Source organism: Terrisporobacter vanillatitrophus, from assembly GCF_051148895.1.
Lineage (GTDB): Bacteria > Bacillota > Clostridia > Peptostreptococcales > Peptostreptococcaceae > Terrisporobacter > Terrisporobacter vanillatitrophus.
In genome coordinates this window covers 146,827-159,205 of record NZ_CP154625.1, presented here as the reverse complement: position 1 = coordinate 159,205, position 12,379 = coordinate 146,827, and the positions used below count along the sequence as shown (strand labels likewise).

Sequence of the window (12,379 nt, the reverse complement as noted above, 5' to 3'; positions counted from 1 at the left end):
GCATAAGATTTTATTATATGATATAATATTAGTTATGTTTCATATATTATGAAAAAATAAATAAACTATAATATATGAATTAGTATATGCATATGATACTTAAAATATTGAACATTATTTAATTATACCACAAAAATTGTTCTTATTCATAGAAATAAATTAAATGAAAGGTGGTTTTATTATTATGAAGATACACTTCATCGGCATAGGCGGAATAAGTATGAGCGCTTTAGCTGAAATATGCCTTAATAAGGGCTACGAAGTTTCAGGCTCAGACATGAGCAAATCTTCAATGACAGATAAACTTCAAGCACAAGGTGCAAAAATTTATATTGGGCAAAAAAAAGAAAACATTGTTAATGGATTAGACATGGTAGTTTACACTGCTGCTATACACCCAGATAATGAAGAACTTATGGCTGCCAAAGACAAAAACATACTGACAATAAATAGAGCTGCATTTTTAGGACAAATAATGAGAGAGTATAAAAACTCAATAGCAGTTTCAGGCACTCATGGAAAAACTACAACTACTTCTATGTTATCAACTATTTTTGGATCGACTAACTTAGACCCAACAATCTTAGTGGGCGGTAACTTAAAATCAATTGGTGGTAACGTAAAAATAGGTAATTCTCAAAACTTTATAACAGAAGCTTGCGAGTATACAGATAGTTTTTTAAATTTTAATCCTAAAATAGCAATCGTTTTAAATATAGAGGAAGATCATCTTGATTACTTTTCTGGAATAGAAGAAATTAAGGCTTCATTTAACAAGTTCGGAAAATTATTACCTAAAGATGGTCACTTTGTAATAAATGGTGACAGCCCTAATACAGATGGAATACTACATGACGTTAAGGCTAATATAATCAAGTATGGTAAAGAAACTTCAAATGACGTCATCATAAAAAATATCCATTTTAATGATAATGGATTTGGATCATTTGATTTAACTTACTTTGGAAAAGATTTAGGTACTTTCAAATTATCAGTTCCTGGTGTACACAATATTTACAATGCTACTTCTGCTATAATAGTTTCTTTAGTTTCTGGAATAAGTGTAGAAAATGTAAAAGATAGCATTATTAAATACACAGGTGTTGGACGAAGATTTGAAACTAAAGGTACTTATAACGATACCTTAATAGTTGATGATTATGCTCATCACCCAACAGAATTAAAAGCAACTTTAGCTGCTGCTAAAAAACTAAAAAAATCTACTTTATGGTGTGTATTCCAACCTCATACTTACAGTAGAACAAAATCTCTTTTTAATGAATTTGGAGAAGCATTCTATTCTGCAGACAAAGTTATAATAACTGATATCTACGCTGCTAGAGAAGATGATCCAGGAGATATTCATTCTAAAGACTTAGTTGAAAAACTATATCACAACAATGTGGATGCTATATATATCAGCAAATTCGAAGATATTGTTGATTATCTAAAAGCTAATATGCAACCTAACGATTTACTAATAACTGCTGGTGCAGGTCCTGTTTATCGTGTGGGCGAATTATTACTTGAAGAAAGTAAATAATAACAAAAAAAGTAGGGTCTTTAAAATAAAGTGTGTATTCTTCCATAAAGTGGTGATAATTTAGATATTAAAAATCATTACAAAAGGAAGGTGCACACTTTTTATGTTTAATAAAAGCGAAATATTAAAATCACTATTAAATGAATACGATGTAAAAACAACAAAAGACGTTCAAAATATGTTAAAAGATCTTTTTTCTAGCACAATTCAAGAGATGTTAGAAGCGGAGCTTGATGAACACTTAGGATATGAAAGATACGATAATAAGCATAAAGAAACTACAAACTCTAGAAATGGATATAGAAATAAAAAAGTTAGATCTGATTTTGGTGAGGTTACACTTAGTATACCAAGGGACAGGAATGGTGATTTTGAGCCTAAAATTATCCAAAACTATGAAAATGATATATCTGGAATAGAAGAGCAAGTAATTGGAATGTACTCAAAAGGTATGTCTACTAGAGATATAGCAAGCCATCTTAAAAGTATCTACGGTATAGATGTTTCTCATACTTTAGTATCTAAAATCACAGATAGAGTCCTTCCTTTAGCGCAAGAATGGCAAAATAGAGCTCTCGATATTATTTATCCAATTGTTTTTATGGATGCAATACATTATAAAGTAAGAAGTGAAGGCAGAATAATCAATAAAGCTGCGTACATTGCGATAGGTATAAATCTCGAAGGAGTAAAAGAAGTTTTAGGTATTTGGATTGGTGAAAATGAAACATCTAAATATTGGTTAAAAGTACTTACAGACATCAAAAACAGAGGTGTTAAAGATATTTTAATTGCATCTGTAGATGGTTTAAATGGTTTTTCAGACGCCATTAAAGCTGTTTTTCCTAATACTGAGGTTCAAAGATGTGTCGTTCATCAAATTAGGAACACCTTAAATTACGTATCATATAAGCATAGGAAGGAATTCGCTAAAGATCTAAAGCTTGTATATGCTGCCTCTACTGAAGAAAATGCATTAAGTGAGCTAACGCTCATGGAAGAAAAATGGGTAGATAATTATGCGATAGCATTTAGAAGTTGGAGAAATAACTGGAATGAACTTTCAGTATATTTTAAATATCCTCAAGAAATTAGAACATTAATATATACAACTAATTCTATGGAGAGTTACAATAGACTATTGAGAAAAGTAACAAAATCTAAATCAATATTTCCATCTGATGACTCTCTACATAAATCTTTATACTTGGCTACGATGGATATATCTGAAAAATGGACTCAAAAAATTAGGGGTTGGTCACAAATACTAGCTCATCTTAGTATTTATTTTGAAGATAGGATATCAGCAACATTACTTTAAATTTTTTGTAAGAATAATTACTTTATAGGTGTATTATTTTTGCAAAAATGGAAAATTTAATTACAAAAGGCCATGATTATGAAAATCATGGCCCCTGAATATAACTAAATTATTACTATTTAATTTGTATTTTTTTTGAAGAATACACAATTATGTTTCCAGACTCAAAAAGTAGAAAATTTGACTCATCAAATTTTCTACTTTTTTGTTATTTAGACAATTGGAAAACCTCATCCTTAATGTAATCATGTAAAGCTGTATGCACCTCGTAATAAGAACTTAAACCTTTAGATTCTATTTTTACATAGTTAGCTCCCATAACTTCAACTTTGGCTTCATAATTATCTGCTTTAATTTCAATCACAAAATTATACTTACTTCTTTCTTTACTTTTTTCTGGTTGTACTTTACCAACCACTCTTTTCGCAGCCATTGTATTTGCTAAATCATCATATTTCCACTTACTTAAATTCTTTGTTGTATCTTTATAAGTTATCTTAACTTCTTTCCATGTTTTATATTGCTTTATAAAATCAAAAGATGTGTAGATACTCTTATCTAATATTTTTTTAAATTCATCTTTAGATGATACAGGAATTTTATAATACTCTTCTTCATTAACTGTATAAATTCTTATTACATCTAAATTTGTTGAAAACTTTAGTCCATCATCTGAATATCCTTCATAAGTAGATTCATAAGATGCTGGTTTTCTTATTTTGCTAATATCCTCAAAAGAGTATCTTAACTCTTCTAATAATTCCTCATCAACTCTAACATCTGATACAGTACCATCAGATAAATATATCTTATCCTTTTCTTCTAATTGTTTAAGTAAAGATCTATTGTCTTCAGGCTCCTGTATTTTCACTGCATTATCTTTACTACTATCATTTTTATTAGAGAAAAGAGTAAACGATATAATATATACACCAAAAAATAGTATAATAGCTGCGACTAAAAACACTGATTTTTTTATTTTTCTTTTTCTAGCCATGTCTTACCCCCGGTTAAATGTTTTATATAACTATTATATAACTTTTTGTTGTTAATTTTAAGATTAATTTATTTTAAATACATCTTTTCCTTACAGCTCACTTACTATTTCATGTGTATTATATAATATAAACCGTTTATTTTATTTAACTATTCGTCTTGCTTTACAATCAACAAAACATAACCAGTAACCTAAGGAATTATTTCTATTATCACATGCTTGATATCTTGTAAATCCTGTACTCCCCTTATCTGGTTGTTCATTTTTTCTTCCTGGTACTGCATAAATATAGTATTGTCTCTTATTATATTCATCATATTGTACTCCAAATAAGTAATGTCTGTATTTATAAGACTGCATCACAGCATCGCTGTACATAGTGTAGTTTAAAGAATTTACATAACCTAAGTATGGCATTGTATAACCACATAAAGTTGTTGGATTAATCTCTATTTTCCACCATCTAGTGCTATCAATATAATCTGCTACAAAAGGTTTTACTTCTCTAAAATATTTTAAACCTTTTTTAATTTGTCTTGGCATTAATAATGTACCAGCCGTTTTAGTTGGTTCTGTTTTAGTTTTTACTGTTTCATAAGAATTTTTTGTGTATTGCTTTTCTAAAACAGATTTTGCTTTATTTATTTTCTTTTCAATATAGTCATCATCCCTACTTTTAGTATTTTTCTTTTCTTGCACTTTTGATTGTATATTAGGTTGAACATCCTCTACTTCTTCATCCTCTACTTCTTCGTATTCATCTTCTTCAATTTCTTCATAAATAACTTCCTCATACTCATACTCATTATCTCTTCTATCATCCTCTTCAACATATTCTATTTCTTCATATTCCTCGTATTCTTCATACTCTTCTTCATCTCCATCTATATCTTCATCATCAACAGATTCGCCGTCCATAACATCATCCACATCAACATATTCTACTTCTTCGTATTCATACTCATCATCATCTACTTCTTCAAACTCATATTGTGGAGGAAATAATATCTCTTCAAAGTTTTCTATTTTACTTCCCTTAAAGCCTATAAGCGGGACTGATCTATCTTGTATCACTGCTATTCCTTTTATGTCTATATCTTCATCTCCCATATCTAGACTAAATTCACCTTTTCCTTGACTATTAACATTAAAATTACCTAAATCTATGGTTTCGTAGTCACTTCTTATTGCTACTACTGAATAACCCTCACTTACACTTTTTAGATTTTCAGCATACAAAGCTATAACTGATTTTTCATCAGTGACTTCAATTTTTGCAAAAGCCTTTGGCGACACCTTGTCTTTTAATCTATAATTCATGTCTTTAGCTTCTAGCATAATGTAATCTCTTTTAAACTTTCTTTTGGTAGACATAAGTTTCTCACCCCTTAACATAATCTCTCAAGAAATTATATGTAATAACTTATTTATTAAGTACTACCAATATCCCTTAAAATTTTCAAACAAAAAAGTAGAACTAATATTTTATCAGTATTTTTTATTGATAAAATATTAGTTCTACTTTAACATCCTATAATTTGTATTATTTACCTATATTCTTATAAGCTTTAACTGCACATATTAAAAGAGGAATTGTTATACCTATTCCACCACCTGCTACCACATATAATATTAGTTTTAATACTTCTAATACTCCGCCATTATTAGTTAATTTTTCTGTAAAATGAGCACCTACTATTGATAAAACTGCCAATACTAATATAAATACAATTGATTTTTTTATTAAATTATATAGCTTTTTATATTTTAAACTTAAACTATCCTTATCAGTATAAATAGGTTGTGTACCTGGACTAGCTTTAAAAAAGTGATATGCTTCAAAAGAGCATACATGTTTCCATTCACTACTTTCAAACAACTCCAAATATAAGTCTATTTCTTCCTTATCTTCATTATAATCTATACAATATATTACATCTTCAGGTTTACCTCTTCTTAATTTATAAGACAGTTTTTCGAAAGATTCTAAGATCCAACCTTCTTTAGCCAACTTACTCAGTTTTTTCATATCCTTTTCTTCAGATAAAACTAATCCCCCACTTGGTACATATTTTATATCTCTTGGCATACTTATTTTTCTCCCCCTACTCTTTCAAAAGCTTTGACACCATGGAGTGCCATTTTATATCTTCGTTCTTGCTCTTTACTTATAACCATATGGCCTTTGTCTGTTAACTTATAAATCTTCTTTCTTGCTTCTTCTCCCGATAAAATTATATAATCCTGAGCTTGCATCTTTTTTAGCATAGTGTACATAGTTGCAGGACCTATTGAAACTTCCCCTTCTGTTAGCTCCTCTATATATTTTGAGATTCCATACCCATGCATAGGTACTAGCAATGCTAGTAATATATAATATCCTGGTTCTGTTAATTGCTCTTCTTGTAAAGAATTATTTCTACTAATTTTAATCACCTTCTGTCTTCTATATCTTTTTAAGATATATCCATTAATGATATATCTATATCTATTTAGAATATATCACTAATGGATATACATGTAAACTATTATTTTGCTTTTGATTTTTACTTATTAAAAATTCACTTTACTTAAGGCACTGTGTGGGCACTATACTTCATGTGGCCAACAAGTTGCCTTCGCTATTGATTACAAGTACCTTTGATCAAAAAAGGCTAGTCCTAAGACTAGCCTTCAATCACTTATTTATTTTCATTGTTAATTCTATTTACTTCATTTGCTAATGAGGCAAACTCCTCTATTGATAAAGTTTCTCCTCTTCTTTTTTCATCTATATTAGCTTCTTGTAAAGCTTGTTTTATTTGATCTTTACTTAAGAATCCAAGTCCACTTAGTGAATTAAGAAGGGTTTTTCTTCTTTGTCCAAATGATGCTTTAACAGTTTTGAAGAATATATCCTCGTTATCAACTGGATATTTTATTTCTTCTCTTACATGAAGTCCTATAACTGTTGAATCTACATTTGGTTGTGGCATAAACATATGTCTCGGAGCTTTTGCAACTATTTCTGTATCACAGTAATATTGAACTGCCACTGATAATGCTCCATAATCCTTAGTGTTAGGCTTAGCATTCATTCTATCCGCAACTTCTTTTTGCACCATAACAACTATATCAGTTACTGGTATATCTTCTTCTAAGAATTTCATAACTATTGGTGTTGTTATATAATATGGAAGGTTAGCTATTAATTTTACTGGTCCTCCATTTAATTTTTCCTTTACTAATTCTTGTACATCAACTTTTAATATATCTTGGTTGATTACTTCTATATTAGGAAAATCTGATAATGTTTCTTTTAATATAGGAATTAAAGTTTTGTCTATTTCTATGGCAACAACTTTCTGAGCAGTTCTTCCCATTTCTTTTGTAAGTGTTCCTATTCCTGGCCCTACTTCTATTACATAATCTCCGTCTTTAACTCTTGCACCTTCAATAATTCTATCTATTACATTTGTATCTATTAAGAAGTTTTGTCCTAGTGATTTTGAGAACTTAAAATTATGCTTTTGAACAACTTCTTTTGTGGCTTTATGCGATGATAATCTATCCATATTTGTCTCCTTATAAACCGTCTACTGCTTTATTAAACTCTTCTCTTGAAACTCCGTAGTTATTTAATCTGTTTAAAAATTGCTTTGCATTTCCGTATCCAATTCCCAGTATTTGTCCTACAGTATCTCTCCTATAAGATGCATCTTCATTACCTATAAGTCCATTCGTCACTAAATCCACTTGTGAAAATTCATTTCTTTTTTCTGTACTTTCAGTTCTAACCTTATTTAGAGCTCTTAATATACTTTCTGGAGATGCATTTTCTATTCCTATATCCCCATATTTTTTAGCCTCTTCTCTTGGTAAAAATGCATGCTTGCATCCTGGGACTTCTGCTGCTATTTTCTTTCTAATTTTTTCTCCTGCAAAATCTGGATCAGTGAAAATTATAACTCCTTTTCTTTCCTGAGCTGATTTAATTCTTTCCATAACTCCTTTAGGGAATCCAAACCCTCCAGTAGTTATTAGTTCGCAATCTAATGCTCTTTTTACAGCAGTAACGTCATCTCTTCCTTCAACTACTATTATTTCTTCTATCATTTTATATAATCACCTTTTAATCCATTTATTATAATTATTTTAAATTCAATTCTTTTAACATCATATCTTTATATTTTACGTTTTTTATTAGATTTAATCAAGGTTTAAAATAACTGATTGAATAGACGAATCTCTTCCTAACTCATTAATAATTTTATTAATTATATATCCTCCCAGTCCAATTATACTTTCCACATGCATAATATGCTGTACTGAAGAATCAAATAAAAGTGTGGCACTTGGATCAATTTCATCATCACCTTCCCATATTACAACACGACAAAATACCTTTGGAAAAACTTCAAACTCAAAGGCTATATCACCCATTTTTATTTCTTTCCCACCTAGATTCTCTCCACACTTCCTTAATTTTGATGAATCATAACCAAATGTATTAATTAAACTAACTATACTACTTTTATAAAAAGCTGGATAAAACATCATCCCTCCGTTTGGTATTTCTTTTAGACTTATCCACTTGTTAGTTTTATCTATATTATTTTCTGTAAAAGACAAATAATTTAATAGCATAACACCAGTTTCAGCACTTGGTATATGATTATCATCACTTCGTATTATTGTTTCATCATTACAATTTAAGATATATTCTCTATTAAAAACTTTTATAGAAAATTCTTTCTTTTCTTCATCATATATAACATTTCTTATCTCTGCTACATTCTTAAAATCTCTTTTTTGTAGTGTTTTCCACTCATTATAATATGCAACCTTATAATTACTTTCCATAATTATCCCCCAAACATTGATTTTAATATAATTGTACTATTATTTTTTATATTAGAAATATACATTTTATACTTTTATCACTACTTTTTAAGTATTCACTTATGATGAAATACAATTTCTAATAAGTCATAATTTGATTCATACAAACAATCATTAAATATATGACTTCCAAACTTCTCATTTTTCATTGCATTGAAAACAGGCTTTCTAAATTTGTAAACTAATTTTTTAAGCTTGGAACCTTTGCTTATATTTTTTGTAATTTCATCAATTTCGTCAATATATTTATCAATATTATTTCTATCATTTGTTTTTAATGCATTAATAATCGTCTTGGATGCTTTTATTCCCGATAGCATGGCAAAATATATTCCCTCACCGGTAAATGGATCTACTAAACCTGCTGCATCTCCAACTAATAATAAGTTTTTTTCCTTATTAATCGGAATCTTTATATATTCACCAAAAGGTAATATGGCACCTTTAAATTCTCTTCTTTCGCAAACTATACCTAAGTTACTTAAAAATTTTTCAAACTCTTTATGATAATCTATTTTATTATCATAATTCCCACCAAATCCAATAGTAAAGCTATTTTTCTTTGGGAAAATCCAAGCATATCCTTGTGGAATAATTCCATAATACAAAGACATATTGTTTCCTTCATAATTAAACTTATCTTTGCCAATTTCCACTTGTAGACAAAATCCATTGGCATTAAATTTTTCATCAACTAACTTTCTTGTTATACCTACAGCTCCATCTGCACCTATTAAATATTTAAACTTAATTTCTTGGTCATCAGATAAAGTTATTATGTTTTCTTTTGTATTAATTATTTTAGCACCAGTACCTTCTAGGAAAGTACCGCCCTTTTTTTTATATTCTTTAACTAAATAATCATCAAATTCAAATCTATCTACTAAATAAGTTAACCCCTTAGTTTTTATATTCGCTATATGCTCATACTCTAAATACAAACTACCACCTTCACTTAGTACTGAATTTTTAGTATTAAATTCAGTATGTAACTTTAGAGTTTTCATTAATTCAAAAGTTTTATAAGTTATTCCTCCTGCACAAAGTTTATTTCTCGGAAACTTTTGCTTATCTATTAAGATACAAGATATATTATTGTTTATTAAATTATGAGCAGCAGCTACCCCTCCAGGCCCTGCTCCTACGATCACTACATCATAGTTCATTTACTTATTCTCCTTCTAGATTTATACTTTTATAGTTTCCATGTTTTTATTTATTCAAACATTATGTTTATGAAGAATTTTCATAAAATAAAATACCTGTCTAAACATAATCTAGACAGGTATTTATCATATATTAATTTACACTTAAATTATTTTTGTTCTTTACATATATTCTAAAGCAAACATCTTCTACTAAAGTATATAAGCTACTTGTTATAAAATATAACCCTATTGCTACAGGTGTTCTTGCTGTTAACAAAAATCCCATAACAATTGTTGGTATAATCATTTGCTTATTAAACATAACTTGTGAGCTTGCTCTAAAATAAGGTACCATACTTATTAAGTTTGGAGCCAACATAGTTAAAGTATATATACAAGGTATTATAAATAAATTATCACTAACATTTAAACTACTAATCCATGGTATTAATACACTTGGTGACGTGTTTGGCATATTTAAAAACGTCTGGTAAAGTGCACATACTATTGGCATTTGTAGTAAAATTGTTGAACATCCCATCATACTTTTCATAGTTTCCTTTGAATGTTCCTGCAGATGCCTTTCCATTTCCTTAGCATTATTTTTGTATTTTTCTTTTATGTCATTCATTTTTTCTGCCAAGTCTTGTTGTTTTCTCATCGCAAATTTTTGTTTTAAAGATAGAGGCATTAAAATTAATTTTACCATCAAGGTTATAACTACTATGGCAACCCCTAAATCTCCTGTAAAACTGAATAATATATTTAATAAATCTTGTAACATACCTGAAATGAAATTCATTTTATTATCTCCTTTGATTTTTAATTTGGTTTTATAAAATGTTTCATTTCAATTAAAATAAGCTACAATACCTCCAAATATCATACTTTTGATAACTAAAATATTCTTTTGGTTCTAGTTTCTCAGAGTACTTAAACATATCTAGAGATATATTTTTTATTAAAATAAATTCAATTTGATGAGATATTCTTTTTTTACAAAAACAAGCTAGACAACTTATAATTGATAGAAAAAATGTCATATAGATTAATATGTATAGCATATTTTCCAAATCTAACTTCATCTATTCACCTCATTAAATTAAAATATTAATATTAATATTAGTATAAGCCATCATTATTCCTATGTAAACTTTATTATTTACAATCCTTACAGTTTTTAGCTAGAATTTAATTAATATATAATTTTAATCAAGGGGTGATTAATATGAAATTTGCAAACCCATTAATAGTAGTTTCTGACATAGAAAAGTCTAAACTATTTTATTCTACTGTTTTAGATTTGGATGTTGTTTTAGATTTTGGTGCAAATGTAACTCTGACTGGGGGAATAGCCCTTCAAACAAAGGAGTCTTGGTGTAGTTTTATACATAAGCCAAAAAATGAAGTTTTCTTTGGTGCAAATAATAGTGAGTTATATTTTGAAGAAGATGACTTTGATAATTTCATCTTAAAATTAAATCAAATTCCAGGAATATGTTATGTTCATCCTATTATTGAACATTCCTGGGGTCAGCGCGTTGTACGTTTTTATGACCCTGATAAACATATTATTGAAGTTGGCGAAAATATGAATAAGGTAGTTAGACGATTTATAAATAAAGGAATGTCTGCTGAAAATGTGGCTATTAGAATGGATGTGCCTGTTGATTATATAAAATCTTGTCTTTAATAAAAAGTTATAAATTTTTCTATTTTATTTTACACCACTTATACAAACTTAAGAATATATATAAAAAAGACACTATTCATTTATAAAATAGTGTCTTTTTTTGCAGATATATTTTAATTATAAAGGTTATATAGTTCTTCTTAACTCTGTCATATTCATAGTTTGAACCATTTTTTTCATAATAGCCTTATCTCTCATAAAACTATTGTAAACTTCATAAGAAGCCTTTTGGTCCCCATAAATTCTCCAGTTGCGTATTTCTATTAATTCATTTTTACCATATCCCATAAACCCTAATACATCTTTAAGAGGATATCCTAAAAATACTCCGATTTCATGAGGAAATTCTTCAGATTGAAGTCTATACACTAACTCATTCATATAATCATTCAATCTATATTCAGATGAATAGCCAACAAACTTCAAGAAGTTTATACATCTTTTATCTGATAGTACTTTCTCCATAGATTTTTCGTTAATAAATAAAACTCTTTTTCCTCCATCACGTGTAGTAATTATTCTATATGTAACTCTAGAACAATGACTGAAAAAAGATTCTATTTGAACAAGCTTTACTTCTTTTTCTTTACTACTACCTGGTACATTTATAATTTCTGCTGGTTTTGATCCTAAAATTACAGCACCTATCATTTCTAGTATTCTTTTTATATATATTGAATTTGATTTATTCTCACAACAATTTTTATTACAATTTAAATTCATAACACATCCCCCTTTATTGATAACGATTATCATAATTATATAATACCACAATTGATAATTGTTATCAATAAAA

At 28.4% G+C, this 12,379-nt stretch carries 14 protein-coding genes; 3 read left to right on the top strand and 11 right to left on the bottom strand.

Going from position 1 to position 12,379, the window contains the following annotated elements; translation table 11 throughout:
* The first annotated feature begins 184 nt into the window (after nt 1-184).
* Together murC and TVTCOM_RS01000 are read left to right on the top strand one after the other, a co-directional pair.
* Complete coding sequence (murC, locus tag TVTCOM_RS01005) at nt 185-1,543, top strand: UDP-N-acetylmuramate--L-alanine ligase (protein WP_434798000.1); 1,359 nt, start codon at nt 185-187, stop codon at nt 1,541-1,543.
* Between the two features lie 103 nt (nt 1,544-1,646).
* Nucleotides 1,647-2,864, top strand: a complete 1,218-nt coding sequence (locus TVTCOM_RS01000; protein WP_228110405.1) for an IS256 family transposase — start codon at nt 1,647-1,649, stop codon at nt 2,862-2,864.
* 208 nt (nt 2,865-3,072) lie between these two features.
* Here the strand turns inward: TVTCOM_RS01000 and TVTCOM_RS00995 are convergent, their stop codons facing one another.
* The 10 genes from TVTCOM_RS00995 to TVTCOM_RS00950 form a co-directional block, all read right to left on the bottom strand.
* Nucleotides 3,073-3,861, bottom strand: a complete 789-nt coding sequence (locus TVTCOM_RS00995) for a hypothetical protein (protein ID WP_434797999.1) — start codon at nt 3,859-3,861, stop codon at nt 3,073-3,075.
* Between the two features lie 141 nt (nt 3,862-4,002).
* Nucleotides 4,003-5,235 (bottom strand): hypothetical protein, encoded by a 1,233-nt coding sequence (locus TVTCOM_RS00990; protein WP_434797998.1) that lies wholly within the window; start codon nt 5,233-5,235, stop codon nt 4,003-4,005.
* Nucleotides 5,236-5,404: 169 nt separating this feature from the next.
* A complete protein-coding gene (locus TVTCOM_RS00985) occupies nt 5,405-5,950 on the bottom strand; it encodes a DUF2812 domain-containing protein (RefSeq protein WP_434797997.1) in 546 nt (181 codons plus the stop codon).
* A 2-nt stretch (nt 5,951-5,952) separates the two neighbouring features.
* Nucleotides 5,953-6,297, bottom strand: a complete 345-nt coding sequence (locus TVTCOM_RS00980) for a PadR family transcriptional regulator (protein ID WP_434797996.1) — start codon at nt 6,295-6,297, stop codon at nt 5,953-5,955.
* Nucleotides 6,298-6,542: 245 nt separating this feature from the next.
* The gene (rsmA, locus tag TVTCOM_RS00975; protein WP_434797995.1) at nt 6,543-7,415 is read right to left on the bottom strand and encodes a 16S rRNA (adenine(1518)-N(6)/adenine(1519)-N(6))-dimethyltransferase RsmA; all 873 of its coding nucleotides are present in this window, start codon (nt 7,413-7,415) and stop codon (nt 6,543-6,545) included.
* A 10-nt stretch (nt 7,416-7,425) separates the two neighbouring features.
* The gene (gene rnmV / locus TVTCOM_RS00970) at nt 7,426-7,956 is read right to left on the bottom strand and encodes a ribonuclease M5 (protein ID WP_434797994.1); all 531 of its coding nucleotides are present in this window, start codon (nt 7,954-7,956) and stop codon (nt 7,426-7,428) included.
* A 93-nt stretch (nt 7,957-8,049) separates the two neighbouring features.
* The gene (locus tag TVTCOM_RS00965; RefSeq protein WP_434797993.1) at nt 8,050-8,703 is read right to left on the bottom strand and encodes a DUF3786 domain-containing protein; all 654 of its coding nucleotides are present in this window, start codon (nt 8,701-8,703) and stop codon (nt 8,050-8,052) included.
* A gap of 95 nt (nt 8,704-8,798) precedes the next feature.
* Nucleotides 8,799-9,908 (bottom strand): NAD(P)/FAD-dependent oxidoreductase, encoded by a 1,110-nt coding sequence (locus TVTCOM_RS00960; protein WP_434797992.1) that lies wholly within the window; start codon nt 9,906-9,908, stop codon nt 8,799-8,801.
* Nucleotides 9,909-10,041: 133 nt separating this feature from the next.
* Nucleotides 10,042-10,692 carry a YidC/Oxa1 family membrane protein insertase gene (locus TVTCOM_RS00955; RefSeq protein WP_434797991.1) on the bottom strand — a complete coding sequence of 217 codons (651 nt, stop codon included), beginning with the start codon at nt 10,690-10,692 and terminating at the stop codon, nt 10,042-10,044.
* Nucleotides 10,693-10,744: 52 nt separating this feature from the next.
* Nucleotides 10,745-10,975, bottom strand: a complete 231-nt coding sequence (locus tag TVTCOM_RS00950) for a hypothetical protein (RefSeq protein WP_434797990.1) — start codon at nt 10,973-10,975, stop codon at nt 10,745-10,747.
* 143 nt (nt 10,976-11,118) lie between these two features.
* Here TVTCOM_RS00950 and TVTCOM_RS00945 point away from each other — a divergent pair, with 143 nt between their 5' ends.
* Nucleotides 11,119-11,583 carry a VOC family protein gene (locus tag TVTCOM_RS00945; protein ID WP_434797989.1) on the top strand — a complete coding sequence of 155 codons (465 nt, stop codon included), beginning with the start codon at nt 11,119-11,121 and terminating at the stop codon, nt 11,581-11,583.
* Nucleotides 11,584-11,709: 126 nt separating this feature from the next.
* Here the strand turns inward: TVTCOM_RS00945 and TVTCOM_RS00940 are convergent, their stop codons facing one another.
* Nucleotides 11,710-12,306 (bottom strand): DUF3793 family protein, encoded by a 597-nt coding sequence (locus tag TVTCOM_RS00940; protein WP_434797988.1) that lies wholly within the window; start codon nt 12,304-12,306, stop codon nt 11,710-11,712.
* Nucleotides 12,307-12,379 lie beyond the last annotated feature (73 nt).